At 55.3% G+C, this 16,785-nt stretch carries 12 protein-coding genes; 8 read left to right on the forward strand and 4 right to left on the reverse strand.

Annotation, left to right across the window (positions count from 1 at the left end; genetic code table 11):
- From JNN07_21835 to JNN07_21850, 4 genes are all read left to right on the forward strand, one after another.
- A partial coding sequence (locus JNN07_21835) for a tyrosine-type recombinase/integrase (protein ID MBL9170392.1) occupies positions 1-298 on the forward strand: 298 nt, incomplete at its 5' end.
- A gap of 838 nt (positions 299-1,136) precedes the next feature.
- Complete coding sequence (locus JNN07_21840) at positions 1,137-2,207, forward strand: hypothetical protein (protein MBL9170393.1); 1,071 nt, start codon at positions 1,137-1,139, stop codon at positions 2,205-2,207.
- Positions 2,208-4,258: 2,051 nt separating this feature from the next.
- On the forward strand, positions 4,259-4,849 hold the full coding sequence (locus JNN07_21845) for a hypothetical protein (GenBank protein MBL9170394.1): 591 nt from the start codon (positions 4,259-4,261) through the stop codon (positions 4,847-4,849).
- A 12-nt stretch (positions 4,850-4,861) separates the two neighbouring features.
- A complete protein-coding gene (locus JNN07_21850; GenBank protein ID MBL9170395.1) occupies positions 4,862-5,254 on the forward strand; it encodes a hypothetical protein in 393 nt (130 codons plus the stop codon).
- Positions 5,255-6,402: 1,148 nt separating this feature from the next.
- On the opposite strand, the gene JNN07_21855 is transcribed toward JNN07_21850, so the two are convergent.
- A complete protein-coding gene (locus JNN07_21855; GenBank protein ID MBL9170396.1) occupies positions 6,403-7,404 on the reverse strand; it encodes a tyrosine-type recombinase/integrase in 1,002 nt (333 codons plus the stop codon).
- A gap of 208 nt (positions 7,405-7,612) precedes the next feature.
- Positions 7,613-10,198 carry a DUF3516 domain-containing protein gene (locus JNN07_21860; protein MBL9170397.1) on the reverse strand — a complete coding sequence of 862 codons (2,586 nt, stop codon included), beginning with the start codon at positions 10,196-10,198 and terminating at the stop codon, positions 7,613-7,615.
- A 101-nt stretch (positions 10,199-10,299) separates the two neighbouring features.
- On the opposite strand from JNN07_21860, the gene JNN07_21865 reads away from it, so the two are divergent.
- Positions 10,300-11,757, forward strand: coding sequence for an aldehyde dehydrogenase family protein (locus JNN07_21865; GenBank protein ID MBL9170398.1), 1,458 nt, complete (start codon positions 10,300-10,302; stop codon positions 11,755-11,757).
- Positions 11,758-11,803: 46 nt separating this feature from the next.
- Positions 11,804-12,664 carry a fumarylacetoacetate hydrolase family protein gene (locus JNN07_21870; GenBank protein MBL9170399.1) on the forward strand — a complete coding sequence of 287 codons (861 nt, stop codon included), beginning with the start codon at positions 11,804-11,806 and terminating at the stop codon, positions 12,662-12,664.
- Positions 12,665-12,683: 19 nt separating this feature from the next.
- On the opposite strand, the gene JNN07_21875 is transcribed toward JNN07_21870, so the two are convergent.
- Positions 12,684-13,271, reverse strand: coding sequence for a nucleoside monophosphate kinase (locus JNN07_21875; GenBank protein ID MBL9170400.1), 588 nt, complete (start codon positions 13,269-13,271; stop codon positions 12,684-12,686).
- Positions 13,272-13,350: 79 nt separating this feature from the next.
- Positions 13,351-14,235, reverse strand: a complete 885-nt coding sequence (locus JNN07_21880; GenBank protein MBL9170401.1) for a hypothetical protein — start codon at positions 14,233-14,235, stop codon at positions 13,351-13,353.
- A gap of 197 nt (positions 14,236-14,432) precedes the next feature.
- Between JNN07_21880 and JNN07_21885 the strand changes: the two genes are divergently transcribed.
- Entirely contained in the window at positions 14,433-14,960 is a 528-nt protein-coding gene (locus tag JNN07_21885) for a GreA/GreB family elongation factor (protein ID MBL9170402.1), read from the forward strand.
- A gap of 181 nt (positions 14,961-15,141) precedes the next feature.
- Positions 15,142-16,575, forward strand: a complete 1,434-nt coding sequence (locus JNN07_21890; protein ID MBL9170403.1) for an IS1380 family transposase — start codon at positions 15,142-15,144, stop codon at positions 16,573-16,575.
- Positions 16,576-16,785 lie beyond the last annotated feature (210 nt).

The raw sequence follows: 16,785 nt of genomic DNA on the forward strand, positions 1-16,785 counted from the left end.
GGATAGTCCCCTTTTTCGTGTCATCTCGAATCGTCTGAACCAGAAGGCGCTCGGGATTTCGCCGGGGTCCATTTATCGGGATGTTGTGGCGCGGTATGCGAAAGAGTTGGGGATTCTGGCTGAGGGAGTGGGGCCGCATTCGCTTAGGGCGACAGCGGCGACCAATGCGCTTGAGCACGGCTCGGACATCGCACGGGTTCAGGAGTGGCTCGGGCATTCCAGCATCTCCACGACGCGGCTTTACGATAAGCGGCACATGCGGGCGGAGGATTCCCCGACGTTCAAGGTGGAATACTGAGAAGCACGTAGCCCCCCAAATTACTCGCCGCGCCGACCATCTGTGCGATGCCTCACCTAGGCTTGACGCTCCCCTTACCCGGAAGCGGAATGTGTTCTCTGACAGTTGTATTGGGCCGTTGCTTGGCAGTGCCGTCTTTGACAAAACGGCCTGAGACCGAGCTCCGTTCTCCGATGCGGCTTTGGGGTTTCTTGCTCATTGCAATTAGCATGGAACTTCCAAATGGCCAGTCAAGAGCCGAACACAAATCTATAGTAAAATGCTGGCCTACTCGTGGAACCGAAGGCTGCCAAACTGAGGTCTCGGATCGTTCGCGGGATTCATTACAATCTACATTCTTGTAAGACTCCACGATCCTCCGACGTATTCTTTGGTAGGGTAGCTTGCAAAGTCTACCAGCCCGAACGGTGAAATCCGCCCGATCTATGCTAGGGGCTTCGCCGAACATGACCGATGAGCACGAGTTTTCACTTGCGGGTAAAATCGCCCGAGACTTCAAGTCAGGCAGACACACGAGGACGCACTCCAGATTGCGTTCGCATAGTGCCGACTTCGCGCAATGAGCCCGTGGCTGTGAGTAGATGAGTTTGATGAATCGTGGTTTCGGTTTACAAACACCAATGATTCCAATGTTTTCAGAATTGACTCCAAATCGCTCATAAATTGATGAATGCAACTTCCACCTCCTGGGATTTCACTTGACCAACCGCGGCGTGAGTGTTTTGGATAAATAAAAAGGGGGTTTATTGTCCCTGACAATTCAATACCTTTCGATCCGGCCTGAAGTTGAATCCGGTCTGAGGAATCGAGAACTGTTGCTGAAGCAAGCTACAAAACCATGGGACGAAAAAGCTCAAAGGCAGAATCCAGACCAGATGTCTTGATAGGGCTTGTCGGCGCTGCTGGTCGTTCCTTGGCTATGGTGGAAAGTAAAGGAACGCGCCATGTCTTAGAATTTGGGCCCTTAGCCATGCGAGTGAACCGAGATCTACAAGCGGATCTTGAGCACGCATTTCATGCAATAGCACTGCGCCTAAAACTTAGGTCCGTTGCAGAGCTTGCTTCAAACACGAGATCCGCTTGCGTTGCTATGTCCGGCATCTTCGATGATTCAGAGAAACGAGTCATTAGAAGGTTTTTGACCGAGATGTGCTTTGCAGATGATCAAGTCAATGTTTGCGAGGATGTTTGTGCCACAATGGCCGCGCACCGAATTGACTATGGAGGGCTCATTACAGTTTCCACAGGTTCCAATGTTGCGTTCTTCGCTTCTTTACAAAAATATGTGAGCGTAGGATGTTGGGGGAGCGAGTTGGCTGACCAGGGAAGTGGATACTACCTAGGCCGGGAGGCGCTAATACGCATTATCGACAGCAAGGATGGTAGAAGGTCGGCCACGGACACGTTTAAGAACGAAGTACTCCAGCACCTTGGTCTGGCCCGAGAGCAGGAAATAGTTCACTGGTTCTATGAAGTACGCGACACAAACTTCTGGCGGAAGCGAATAGCCGATATCGCGATAGTGATTTCTCATTTGGCAAAAACGGGGGATACAACAGCACGTCAAATCCTTGAATGCGGAAGAGCTGAGATCATAAAATCCGTCAAAGCGGGACTGGATGCTGCAGCTAGGTCCTGCCTCAAGGACCCTAGTCGCAATAGTGAATCACCATTGCAAATCGTTCTAGCCGGAGCACTTGCAAAGCAGCGCGATTGCTATCGAAATGTTATCATAAAGGAGGTGGAGAGATTCTTCAATGCTTTCCAAACTCATGCTTATCCAGACTCACACGCTCCGCTTGCGGCCGGATTTACAATCATCGATAAACCTGTCAAAGCCGAGGAAGGAGCCCTAACAATCGCCAAGTGCGCAAGGAGCTTTCGCCAAGACAAGGGAAGGATAAGCTAACTCTTAGCCGATCGAACATCATGCCAAGTAACAGCGATGCCCAGCCGAAGATCCAACTGAAGCTTTCAAGGCTTAACGAGCTAGCGCGAGTTACTACGGAGATAAGCTCACTCCTGGCGGATGCAATCCAGATGATGCAGAAGGAAGCCGCTGGTTACCCCCCGGTGTTCGCCTTGGACTTCGAGATCCTACACTCCTACCTATTCCCTAGCCTCCAGACGACAAAGTCTAAGGCTAGTTATATCCTCGTTCGTTACATTATCGACAATTCACCAGCGCGTTTCGTGCTACCTCCCGGTTGTATCTCGGAGCTCATTAGCTGGATATCAAGGATCGCTCCTCTGGCCGAGAGAGTTCGCCAACATTTTACTGAGACACATCCCTCTCAACTTGATGAAAACAAACGTTCAGAGGTCTACCAGTTATACGAGACCCTGATCCAGGACAAAGACATGGGAAAGATGAGAGGCAACATCGATCAGCTTGCGTTTGTGTTATCTCCGATTATTACCGAGTATTTTAGTGGTTATCGCAAGCTAGAGCAGTTGATATACAAGGGACGTATTGTAAGCATGAGTTCGGTCGCTCATGGATGGGAACAATCATATGATAAAACATCAGCTGAGCGGCTATCCGTGTCAATCAACGCAAGGTCAAGGGTTAACAGGCCGCGGAGCTCAAACCGGAACGACGGCTCAAATGTAGCGACAGTCTGGGCATGCGATAACTTACTGTTTCTTCAGCGACTTCCCCACGCATCCGCGAGATCGCCAAAACACGCACTGAGATTACTCACAGCAACAGAGTGTATATTGAACATCCCCAAGAAGGACTTCGGTCAGGACCGCGTAGCTTCCCTGCTTGGATTGTACTCTGGGTTCTGTGAGTCCGCCGCAACTCCGTGGTTGATCTGTCACCTGCTTTCTGCGGTTTTGCATACCGCGATCCGAGCTTCCTATGGTTCTGTCGACGCTTGTATTAAAGCCGTCACGTCGGATTTTGTCGAACTTTCAAGACTACGCTTAAAGTGGGATGAATTCTTCGTAACTCAGTCAGCTTCGAGCGAGGTAGGCAGCGCCGCGCCACAGCGATTCCTTACAGAGATCTCTTTCCCAGACCGAGCATATCGCTGGTACAATCGCGTAAGAACGGTTCTTCAGAACCATCAGGCTGAGGCAAGGACGCCAACTGAGACAGAGTGCTTGCCTGGTGATGTGCAAAATGTCGACTTCCGGAGCGCTTGGCCCGTCCCAGATCGAGCGTCTCCGGCCTTCATCGGCAGAGACTTGCATGAAGTCAACTCGAGTCAAATCTTGGAAGTCTTCGGCATCTCTGTGAGCCGGAAAGGTGACCCCACGGGAGGACACCATTCCCTGTCGATCGAGTGTGCTGAACATGAAACCCAGCTTGTTTCAGCAGAGTTTGATCAAGAAACTGGGTTTGGGACAATCGGGTGGCCTATACGTGGAGACCGAAAGGCCCTGAATGAAACTTTGAACCGTGCCTGTCTCCTCTGGTCGAGCGAAGGCAGCATTGAATGCACTTTCCCATTTCCGTTTAAAGCGCCCACGCGAAGTCACTCCTCCACCAAGAGCGAACCTAGCAAGACAATAGTGGTGGGGCAGCTACCTCACCGTTCCGTTTTTCGAATAGAGGACTTTGCTCTCCCAGGGGATCGGTTTGGCCTATCCCGCGAGGATCTCATGCATCCAGTGCGCGTCTCGATCTTGCGCCGAATTGCCGATATCCACATCGAGACACTCTGCTTTCTGCCTGGACAACCAAAACGGTTAGTTCTGAACATAGCTCTACAAAGATTTGAGATTGCAGACTGTTCAGAGTTTTTCATGGCTTCTCACCTTTGGTCTGGAAACAGATCGCTTCTGAGGCAAATATATTCGGTAATCACGAAAAGTATTCCTCAACGCAATCCTGCCCAACTAGAATAGTACCTCCATTGGTCTATGAAGACAGATCGATCAACCACCACCACTTCCCCAAACAATCCTTTCCTTCCTTCCGTAGTCGCACTTCGCCCTGCCGCGTGAGTTATGCCATTTGCACACCACAAACCACAGGCCTCCTGGGACCTGCTCGTTAAGCATGCAATTCAGGAGGATCCCTGGGTTAGGATGGAGACAGCGCAGGACGAAATGGCCGATGCCTCTATCCTAGTGTGTGTGCCACGAGATGGTGTGGCGAGAGCCTCACCTCTAGACCCGACATTTGCTTGCACTCTAAAAGACGATGACATCCTGATATACGCCAAGAATGAGGCTGGCGAAACCTTACACCTCTTTTTTCGGGTCAAAATCAGTGGTGTCGGCAGTGGTTGGTTAGTTGCTAAAGAGGGGAAACCTTATAACGCAGTGGTAAGAGAGAAGCTTCCGCCTTGGGTCAGCGCGCAGCTTGGCTTAGGCATAGGTCCGAACCTTAAGCCTGCGTTTTGTTCTTGGATTGGCAAAGCGGTTCCCGAGCCGCCTGGTGAGATACAGGAGATCGACACGAGGTTTATGCTCAAAGTTGACTATCTCTTCCTTACTTATCCCGAAGTAGAGTTGATGACCGATTCTCTAGGCAATCCGTCGGAGGAGGCCTTTAGCCAACATAACAGACTGCGGACAATAACTATAAACGCTTGACTACACTCCTGTATGGATGTCGAGAAAATTCTCTTCTCAAACTTTGGGCTCTTATTTACTTCTGCGCTGTCGGCCGCAGGGGAATCCTGGGACCGGCTTCTGCTTGGAGATAGGGAGGCGTCCAATGAATCGATGCTAAACCAGATGCGTTACGCCACAGCGTGCGGAAGTTACGTCATCAACGCATTAGCACTGACTGGTTCCCTTTACATCTACGGTTGGTTTTTAAGGCCTGGCTATTTGGGAGTCATACTACTAGCCGGATTAATGTGGTTTGTTGGATTTCTCAAACTTTATCGAATGAAGAGAATCAGGTTTATAGACTTACCTCCTTTTCCACGACGGTTCTATCAGATGGCACCGCTTTTGTTCCTATTGTTGAAAATCGCTGCTGAGCACTTTTGATGAAAAGCCTCGTCCAGGAACCATGGACGCTTTCCAGATTTTCAGCAAACCACTGCTCTAGGATTGTTGTTGGAACGACAGCGCTCCCGGAAAGGGATTCAGTGGGCCGGTGGGAGGCGGTGAGATTTCGATCAGAACGGCCACCTCATTTTTGGTTAGCGTCACAAGTTGAAAAGGTGCATTTTGAGGATGGGATTGGACACGAAAACTAGAGTTCAGAAATCAATTGTATTACGGTTCTCTTCTGTGCCGGGTTGGTAACTGCGACAAATGAGATGTTCTCTCTCGATCTGAAGAACGACACGGACAGCTCCCCTTCCCTCCAAAGCCAAGCATTCCTCAGATGAGCCGTGCTAGCAGCCTGCAATTCAACAAGACTTAGAACGGATGCCGCAGCAGTTTCCACCTCAACTCGAACTTCTGAGGAAGAGACTGAGGTTCCCGAGGTTATCATCGCAGCACTTTTGATTTCCAACACAACGTAGTTACCCTTGTTTACATGACGATTAGTTTAAGATATAAAGTAGACAGTATTATGTATATGATTAGGCCAAAAACGTCAACGCACACCACCCGCATAGCTGGGAAGCATCATTCGTACCACAGGTAAATCGACCTAACGTCTGCCATGTTTTCAACCACTCGTTTATTGGCAGCTTCGGTTCCTCTTTGGTCGGAATCTACGTTGGCATCCATTTTGAGAGCAAGCTCTTACGAACATTTCATTCAACTAGGATTTGGATCGGTCGAATTCATCCGTGGAACACGCATTCCACATTGCCCGCCGGTTCCTCATTCGAGCTGGGGAGAAGTTGCCATCGGGAGGTTAATTTGTCTGGAGCCTTTAGCGAACTAAGCTCAAAACTAGCCACTTGAGTCTTGCCGGTGGGGGAAAATTCAGCCGCATGAAGAGTCTGTCGTGTCGTCGCAGGAAGCAGGAGCGGCCCGGCTATGGGGTCACTCCCCTGATGGTCAAGAATCGCACGCTGAAAATCTCCAACCTTCCCTGAAAAAAGTCTTCGGAGGGGGCGGAGTTTTGCTTTCAGAGAATCCCGTCTGCGCGGTCCACCACAATTTGCATTACCCCCCCCCCATTTGAGTCGCCTCAACTTGAGGTGGAGCACATGAAGGCCCATCCCGAACGAGGCTCACCTTCCGTATTCTTCTAATGGGGGAAGTTCCACATTTGCGTGTTTCGCGTAAGCACGGTGAACAGCAGTGCTTGAATGGCCCAGAGCTTCCTGAGCATACCTCTCGGGGTATCCAATAGACTTGGCACGTTCGGCCCAAGCGTATCTGTAAGAGTGAAGACTTATCCCTGCGATCCCCAGGCCCTTGCACTTCGAGTAGAATTTCGCCGCTCGTTCCTCAGATCGAAGTTTGCACCAATTTGGAAAGAGCGGTCCACTGTTCGGCAACGTCCGCAAAATCCCCGCGACTTCATCTCCGAATCGCAAGACGGCGGGCATCCCGTTTTTACGACGTCGATAGCTGATCGTCTTCTTGTGCCAGTCGATGTTTTCGGCGACCAACGAGGCACAATCAATCTGAGATGCTCCGACATGCCACAAAAGTTGTAGGAAGGCTTTGCGCTCGGGATCCTTCTCGGAGGTGACTATCCGTTGATGTTCCTCCAGTGTCACACCTCGCTTGTCCTTGAACTTCATGCGTGGCCACTGCTTCACCGGCAACACGGGCCAAGGCAACCAACCCATCTGATGAGCGAAGCTGTGTAAGCGGCGAAGGTAGTTGTTGGTGGAGACGGTACCTTTCTGGATCGCGGCCAGAATGTGCTCGGGCTGTGTCTGCAGCACCGGCAGATCTCGGAATGTCTCAAGCGCAGGCTGCTTTAGTCCTCGTTCATAACGAGCAGCAGTACTCGGATCTTTCCCGACTTTTGATCTCACCAGCGCATCCATCACATCTTTCCAGGTTCGCGTAGCAACCGTCGGATCCGCCGCAGAGAGATAGGTGCGCGCCAGGTGAATATTGAAAGCAGGATGATAGGCGGATTCGTTTTTGGCGTTGAGCAGTCGAACCGCCTCGGCTTTGTCGGAGGTCCCGAGGCTCTCCTGCTTGTTCGTGATGCGGTCCTGGGCGTAGTAACGACCGCTGGCACCCCGTCGATACAATCGGTATCTTGGCTTCATAATTTTGTCAGTTATGAGCCTAAGGCGCTGAAGCCAGTCCGTGTTAGCGAGCGGTGGCGGAGTACCGCCATCCTTATCCAGAGCTACTCCGGAGTAGCTCCGCCGCTGGCTAAACTGCTGGCAGAGCCCGCTAGAACAAAAAGCAACCGGTTGATGCACACGCACCTCGGTTGAGGAAGAAAGGGCCGAGACGGCCCACGCTACATCATCAAAACGCGGCGACCGGGCCTAGGCTCAGCAGCTGCAGATGGGGCTTCTTCGCCGCTTTAGACGCATCCAAGTCCACCCGGAAGACCGCCATCCAGTCATTGGCCTCCTCGGGATCGACCAGAATCTGCTCCAGGGCCCAGGTATTCCCCTGCTCGGCCGGCTTCACGAACGTAAACCGCAGGTTACGCGCGTTGGGATCGAGACTAAAATATTCATGGCTGGTGTAATACTGGTCCAACCTCACCTTAAACTCACGTTCGGTCCACTCAACGCCCTCCGCATTGACCGGCACGGAGAGCCATCCGCAGGCGGCCTCGTAGTCCTGCGACCGAAGCGCCCCCAGGAAACCGAAAACATACTGCCGCACCTGACGCGTGAACTCCTTGGTGTCCTGAGTGTATTCCAACGGAGGTGGCGCCGCCCCCTCGCCCAAAGCCGATCGCGATCCGGCCGCCGTCGCCTCCACCGTTGCATCAGGATTCCGAATCCGAGCCCACTCCTCAAAGAGACTCGTGTCCACCTGCTCCAGCATCGTGCCGAAAAACAGCTCCACCTCGCGCACTGTGTCGGTACGGGCGGAGTCGGGAACCGTCTGTGCCATCGTTCGATAAACGCTGGCCAGATGCCTCAGTAACAGGCCCTCAGCTCGATTCAGTTCGTAGTCTTTGATGTAGTCATTAAAGGACCGGAAGTTTTCATACATCTCCCGGGCGATGCTCTTGGGACGGATATTTTCCTGACCCAGCCAGGGATGCTTGGCGGCAAAGTCGTTAAAGGTGCTATAGATGAACTCGCGGTTCGGTTTGGGATACTCTAGCTCCTCCAGCTTCGCGATGCGTTCCTCGTAGGGAATACCCTCCTGCTTCATCTCGCCCATGGCCCGCGTCTTCACGCGATCCAGCTGCTTGCGCAGGATCGCCTCGGGGTTCTCCAGAATGGATTCCACCAGCGTCAGGAGAACCAGGTGATAGTCCGCCGCGTTGGGGTCGATCAGCTTGAGAGTATCTATGAGGTAGAGGGACAGGGACTCATTGAGCGAGAAATCATCCTGCAGCTCCACATTCAGCCGCAGCCGCTTCGCACCGCCGGTTCCCTTGGGTGACAGCTCGATGATTTTTCGGTCTACCAACGAGCGGAACAGTTGCCAGCCGCGGGTGCGATGCGCCTCCTTGGCCTTGGGAGACTCATGCGATTCTCGAACCAGTCGCTGCATGGCCCGGCAGCCATCCTCGTTCTCACGGCTGAGCACGTTCAGCAACATTCCGTGGGTGATTTGAAACCGTGAGACCAGGGGTTCCGGGGAGGCGGATTTCAAACGTTCAAACGTCTTTGGATCCCACGAGATAAAGTTATGCTCCGGAGGCTTGCGCTTCACGAAGTTCTTTTTTCCATCGCGCTCGGCTTTTTGGGTGAGGCGCAGATTCTCAATGACATGCTCCGGGGCCTGGGCAACTACCCATCCTTGCGAGTCGAAGCCGCGTCGGCCCGCCCGACCTGCGATCTGATGAAAATCACGAACCGTCAGAATCGAAGTCTTCTGGCCGTCGAATTTGCACAGCTGGGTGAACAGCACCGTCCGGATGGGCACATTAACTCCCACGCCCAAGGTGTCGGTGCCGCAGATGATCTTCAGCAGTCCCTTTTGGGCCAGCTGTTCAACCAGGATCCGGTACTTGGGCAACAGCCCGGCATGATGCACTCCCACGCCATGCTTGAGGTACTTTTGAAGGTCTTTTCCGAAGGGGCTGGTGAAGCGGGTTCCACGCAGCGCTTCCGTCAGGACCCCCTTTTCCTCGCGAGTGCAGAAGTTCAGACTCATGAAGTTCTGTGCGCTCTGAACGGCGTCATTCTGGGTGAAATGAACCAGGTAGACCGGGGCCTTGCCATTCTGGACCAACTGCTCCACCGCTTCGGCGAGCGGAACTTCGGAATAGTCGAAGGCCAGCGGGACCGGACGATCGGCGGACTTGACGATGGTGGTCTCCGCGCGCGTCAGCCGGGTCAGTTCCCGGGCGAAGAACTCCGTCTCCCCCAAGGTGGCCGACATGAGCAAGAAGCGGGCATTGGACATGGTCAGGAGCGGGACTTGCCAGGCGACCCCGCGATCGCGGTCCGAGTAATAATGAAACTCGTCCATGATCACTTCGGAAAAGCCGGTTTTGTCACCGTGCCGCAGGGCCAGGTTCGACAGGATCTCCGCGGTGCAGCAGAGGATGGGGGCCTCGCGATTAACCGTCGCATCGCCAGTGGCCATGCCGACATTGTCAGGCCCGAACTCCTGGCAGAGCGCCAGGAATTTCTCGTTCACCAGGGCTTTAATGGGGCAGGTGTAAACCGACCGGCGCCCCTGGGCGACCGAGAGAAAGTGGAGCGCGGCGGCCACCAAGGACTTCCCGGATCCGGTGGGAGTGTTCAAAATGACATTCTTCCGTTCGTAGAGTTCCAGAATGGCGTTTTCCTGGGCCGGGTAGAGGGACAGGTTCTTGGAGGTGACGTAATCCAGAAACGCATCCAGGGCAGCGTCGGAGCTGGCCTGGCGCAACTGGAGGAGTCGCTCGTAGAGCGGATGAACAGGAGCCGGCATGATGGGGACCACGATTTCCGATTCACGAGCGGGGGTCGAGATGAAATGCAGGCTGGCATTTCCAGCGGAACTCAGGCTTGAATGCTCGCACGTTCTGAACCATGCGCACGTACCAAAATTGGATTGGTGGGGAACCGGCGAGCAACTCCGCCGGCTCGACTTTTGAAACTCGGAATCCGGCGGACCTCCGCGAGGTGGTGGCGGTTTATCCGCAAGGCCGGGCGGAGGATGCACGCCAGGCGATCTCCGCCGCCCAGGCCGCCTTCCCCGCGTGGTCGGGGGTGACGTCCGTGGCTCGAGGCCGCGTCTTGAGCAAGGCGTCGCAGCTGCTCGAAGCCCGCAAATCGGAACTGGCGGAGCTACTGACGCGGGAAGAGGGAAAAACCCTGGCGGAAGCCACTGGAGAGGTCCAACGCACCGCCGACATCTTCCGCTTCTTTGGCGGCCTCAGCTACACCCTGGGGGGACAGACCATCCCGCATGATCTGCCGGGAAATCTGCTCTACACCCGACGCGAGCCGCTGGGCGTGGTCGGGTTGATCACCCCTTGGAATTTCCCCATTGCCATCCCGGCCTGGAAGCTCGCGCCCGCGCTTCTGTGCGGCAACACGGTGGTGCTTAAGCCGGCTTCGCAAGCCCCGGCCATGGCCTGCGAACTCGCCAAGGTCCTGGCCGAGGCCGGCCTGCCTAAAGGCGTGTTCAATGTGGTCGTCGGGGATGGACGGTCCGTGGGAGGCGAACTCGCTACCAACCCCTCCATTTCGGCTCTGTCGTTCACCGGATCCCATGGTGTGGGTCAGGTGATCTACCAGCAACTGGCCCAGCGCATGACGCGCGCCCAGATGGAGATGGGCGGCAAAAATCCAACGCTCGTGCTGGCCGATGCCGATTTGGATCTGGCCGCCACGCTGGTGATTCGCGCGGGCTTCGGCCTCACGGGCCAAGCCTGCACCGCCACCAGCCGGGTCATCGTGGAGCGCTCGGTCCTGGCCCCTTTCACCGAGAAATTACTGGCCAAGACCAAGGCCCTGAAGGTGGGGCCGGGATTGCAGCCAGGCGTGGAGATGGGCCCGGCGGTCAACTCGCAGGAACTGGAAGGTAACTTCCAGCACATTCAAAGCGCCCAGGCCGAGGGAGCCAAGCTGCTCTGGGGCGGACAGCGCCTGACCGAGGGAGACCTGCAGCACGGCCTGTTTATGCAGCCTACGGTGCTCGGCGACGTGACCCCCAGCATGAGGATCGCACGCGAGGAAGTCTTCGGTCCCGTGGTGGCCATCCTGGCCGTCGACCACTTTGAGGAAGCCATCTCCGTCGCCAACAGCGTCGATGTCGGCCTGAGCGCCAGTCTCGTCACCCGCGATCTCAAGAAGGCGATGCTCTACTCCGAACGCATCCAAGCCGGGGTGGTCAAGATCAACCAGATCAGCACCGGCCTCGCCTTACAGGCCCCGTTCGGCGGTGTGAAGCAGTCGAGCACCGACAGCTTCAAGGAGCAGGGATCCGGCGCGGTGGAATTTTACTCCCGGCTCAAGACCATCTACCTCGACTACTCCGCTTAAACCGAGCGATTTATCCGCATCGAAATTTCATTCCAACCTAGCAGCCATGTCACTTAAACTCGTCCGCTTTAAACCCGCCCACGGGCACTCCCGCTTTGGCCTGCTGCAGCAGGCAGAAATCCTCGATCTCAGCGCTGCCGGCATCGATCGGCTGTCCGGACTGCTCGATGGCCCGGCCCCGGTGGCCGTGCTGGAGGCGCTCAGCCGCCAACCGCTGCCCCGAGTTCCGCTCGCGTCCGTGAAGCTGTTGGCTCCGGTGGATCAGCAAGAGGTGTGGGCCGCCGGGGTGACCTACCTGCGCAGCAAGAAAGCCCGCATGGAGGAATCGGACTTCAGCGCGTCGGCCTACGACCGGGTTTATGAGGCCCCGCGCCCAGAGCTGTTCTTCAAATCCCTTCCTCAAAAAGTCTCGGAGCCGGGAGGCAAGGTGGGAATCCGGCGCGATGCCACTTGGAACGTTCCGGAACCAGAGCTCGCACTCGTGTTCAACTCTCGCGGTGAGATCGTGGGCTACACCTCCGGAAACGACATGAGTTCGCGGGACATCGAGGGCGAGAACCTCCTGTATCTGCCCCAAGCCAAGACCTACCGCCATTCCTGCGCCCTCGGCCCCTGCGTGGTGTTGGGAGTGAGCGAAGCCGAGGTGCGAGAATGGAAAATCCAGATCACCATCACTCGGGGAGGACAGGGAGTGTTCGAAGGCAACACCGCCGTGGGCCAGATCAAACGCAGTTTTGCGGAACTGGGGGACTATTTGTTCCGAAGCCAGGAGTTTCCGCAGGGGGCCATTCTGTTGACGGGTACCGGGGTGGTTCCGCCGGACTCCTTCACCTTGGCCGCCGGGGACATCGTCCGAATTACGATCGGTGAGATCGGCCTCTTAGAGAACGAAGTCGTCGTGGTCTGACCGAACGAACCCGTTTCGGTCAGGGCTGGAGCGACGCGATCAGGTTGAGGATCATCCGCAGCACATTCATCGGCGACTGGGTAGAATCCACGTTGTGAACCAGCGTGGGGCCGTAATACTCCAGCACCGGCTTGGTTTCCTGCTCGTAGGTTTGAAGCCGCTTGTGAATGACTTCAAGATTGGCATCGTCTAGACGGTTTTCGCGCAACGCGCGGCGCTGGAGACGCTCGACCATCTTGTTCATATCCGGGCACGTCAGATGGAACACCGCCCGCACATCCAGCATCGACTTCAACATCTCAGCCTGGCCGGGGTTTCGTGGGATCCCGTCCAAAACCAGGATGTCACGCTCGGGATGAAAACTGCCGTTGGAGGTACTGGCCTTGATGTTTCGTTTCCACAGTTCGATGGTCGAGTCATCAGGGACGAGCTGACCGCGGCTGGAGTATTCGATGAAGACACGGCCGAGCGGGTCATCGATCCGCAAGTTGCGAAAAGCGTCCCCGCAGGCGAAATGGAAGAAGCCCGGGATGGCACCTAAAATCTTGCCCTGGGTGCCCTTGCCGGACCCCGGAGCGCCAAAGAGAAGAACAGTCTTGAAGGTCATGTTTTTCGCTGAGGCTCCTTAGAACACCGGGCTTCCATGATGCTGAAAGTGGTTATGCCAAAAAAAGCCGCAGAAGTTATTAGCTTCGTGGTTTAATCGTTATTTCGGAGATATCGGTAAACGCCACAGTTACCTCCTCGAGCGAAGAATTCCGCACGACCTGCAGACAGACCTCGGCGGCGGTCGCTCGGACGATGCGATTGCAGATCAGGGCGCCTTTACTAGTCTTCACTTCGCACACGAGCCCCTTCTCAGCGTCGCTGGGCCGAACACCAAAGAAACCAGGGAGTTTCGTTTCGAAGAAGCGCTTGTTAAAGGTGAATTCGCCTCGTTTGTAGACCGGCAAGGAGGTGCCTGCCTCAGCCGCAGCGGCCGCGGCAGCCGCCGCAGCGGCCTGTCGCTCCGCTCCCGGCGCTCCACCGGCCGTCGTGAAAGTCGGCACATGGGCAGCCGTGGCATCGACGTGTTCGGAAACACTCTTCGGCACATAAGTCGGCAGGCACAGGAACACGATCTGGGTCAATACCGGCAAAACCACCGAAATGCCGAGAACCATCCAGGGATTGTAATTACGAAAGATACCGACCTCGTAGGCTGAATAGAGGTTCGCGATGAGGAGCAGAATGAGAAAAACCATCCCGAAGGAGGAACTGCCCAGCTTGAACAGCCCACCCTGAGGATCCGGCCGATCCAGGCGCTCAAAGGGCTTCACTTCAATCGGCTGCCGATTCGAATTGGTCGAATCGATGGTCATTTCCAGAAAGGGTTCGGCAAACCTCTTGGCCTTGGGATTCTTCAGCAACTCTTGGATCGAGGCCTGGGTGAGGTTGGTGTAACCGACCCGCTCCCCTTGGCTGCCAGTGGCATCCCGGAAGGCGACGCCATCGCGGGTAATACTGATGGGTGGACCGTTCAGAACCTTGCCATCCAAGGTTTCGTACGTCTCCGCATACGCTGCAGTCAAACCAGCAAAAAGCACACAGCTGGCGATCCATCTTGTTATCAGGCTGAAACTCACTTGGACTCGATATCAGAGGCCGCGGGTCAAAGGAAGAAAAAATCGAACGCTGGCGGCACCAATTCCCCGGAGCAGTGGCCACCCGCCCCTCAATCCGGGAAATTTTGCGCGCCTCACCCCCCGGGCGATGCTAGCATCCGCCCATGAGCAAAGCGTTCACTCGCGAATCGGATGACGACCTGCCCGAACTACCGGCGCTCCGTCCCGCATCGGCCTCCCTCCCAGCGGGCGTGCTGAACCACCTGACCGCGGACGGAGCGGAACGCCTGCGGCGAGACCTGGATTTGGCGGTAAACGAGGAGCGCCCTCGACTCCTGGCCCAAGTGAAGGCGGGCAGCGACAAAGAGGCACTTCAGAAGCTGGATCAGCGGATTCGACTGCTCGAGGATATCCTCGAGAGCGCCTCGGTGGTCGTTCCGGCAACGGACGCCGATGGCCGCATCCGCTTCGGTAGCTATGTGACGGTCCGGGACTCCCGTGGGGAAGAAGACACCTACCGGATCGTGGGGGTGGATGAGACGGATGTCGACCGTGGCTGGATCAGCTGGATTTCTCCGCTCGCCCGGGCCTTGGTCCAGGCGGAGGTCGGCCAAAAGATCCAGGTGAAACTGCCCGGAGGAAACCGCGAGCTAACGGTGCTCCACGTCCGCCAGCAGGCCCAGCCCGAATAAATTACAAATGCTTCATTATCAATGTTTAAACAATGATAATCGGGAGTAATATTACTTCCAAGTGAGGCCACTACTGATCTAAAGTCCATCGAGACTCTTGTTCCCTAGTAAGGAGTTCCGCCTTCAGCCCAATCCATGCAGTTGAGCAAAGTCACTGTTTGAGGTGTGCTAGCGGTATTACATGAAAAACTCAACTAAGCACCTCGACGTATCGAGTCCCCAAACAGTGACGGAGTTTATTAAGCTGCATAACGGGCAGGAAACAATTCAAATTGGCTTTACCAACCAGCGAATATCCTCGCATGCAGGGCTCAGCACCTTCGCCAGTTTTATCCACTGGCACAATCTGCAAGAACTGCTGAGCGAATGCCTTCCGCGGCGAACCAGCAACAACGCTACTCCGGCTGCCGATTTGGGTTTGGGGTTCATCACCGGGGTTTTAGCGGGCGCCAAAAAGCTCACCCACGTAGCTCATCTTCGAGCTGACCCCCTGCTGCCACAATTGCTCGGCATTGAGTGCATTGGTAGCCAGTCAGCCTATTCGCGCTTTTTTCAGAGTTTTAAAAGCGGTCCAGCCAACTCGGAGTGTTTTAACCGGTTATGGCTGTGGGGAATTGAACGGCTGCGCTCTCGCAAGGAAGGTTATTGTCTGGATGTGGACAGCACGGTGCTCTCGCATGAGGATGGGCATCAGAAAGAGGGAGTGGAGACGGGTTATACGCCTAAAGGTTTCAAGCGTGCCTATCACCCTTTATTGGCAGTGCTCGCGGAGGCCAAACTGGTGGCGGGGTTCTGGCTACGTACAGGTAACAGTCGATGCGACAATAATGTGGTGGCATTCATGAAGGAGTTGCTGGGCAGGATTCCACGATGGTTGAAGCTTAAGGTAATTAGGGCCGATTCAGGGTTCTGTTATGACCCGCTTTTGGCCCTTCTAGAAGGCCGCTTGCTGAGTTACATCGTTGTGGGGCGCCTCTATGAACCGGTCTACCGGCTTATCCGCAGCACCACGCGGTGGCAGTCCACCGATCTAGCCGGCACTGAGGTGGCCGATCTGTCCCATCAAGAGTGGAGTTGGAGCCGTGCCAGAAGAGTGATCCTCATTCGGCATTTGCGGGCTCAACGGCCCGACGCCGGTGGCAAAAAGCTAATCGACTGTCCTGGTTACGTTTTCCAGGTGTTGGTAACTAATCTGCCAGAGTCTATGAGCCCCGTGGAGGTGTGGCGCTGCTATAACGGACGAGCGGGTAGTGAGAATGTGATTCGTGAGCTGGATGAATGTTTTGCGCTACCGCAGCTCTCGTTGAAGAAGTTTTACGCGACAGAAGCTGCCCTGAGTTTAGGGGTCTTCAGCTACAACCTCTGCATCCTCTTCCAAGGTCACTTGGGGTGGAGCGACAAGGTCCGGGCAACAACATTGCGGTTTTTGATTTTCAATACGGGGGGAGTCATCAGTCAGACAGGCGGTTACACGACCATCCGGTTGGCGGTTCCCTCCGGCCGCCTACGCGACTGGTGGAGAAGACTTTTGGACAAAATTGTTTCTCCACTTCCCAACTGCAATGCAGTTGGAAGGCTCGAACCCAACTGGCTAAACCTAGGGGCATCTCCATGAGCGAACGCGACTCCAACTGCATGGATTGGGCTAAAGGCGGAACTCCATACGGGGTCGAGCCTCACCCGGATTTAATCACAACCCCTCACGCCCCCCTCGGAAATTCATTGTCATCCCAGAATGCCGATCTAGCTTAGGCCGTGACGATGCAACCGGCATTTCCTCTTGGCGGTCCAGAGGCTGCGCCCCGGGTTAGCGCCCAGCGCGCTC

Source organism: Verrucomicrobiales bacterium (genome assembly GCA_016793885.1).
GTDB lineage: Bacteria > Verrucomicrobiota > Verrucomicrobiia > Limisphaerales > UBA11320 > UBA11320.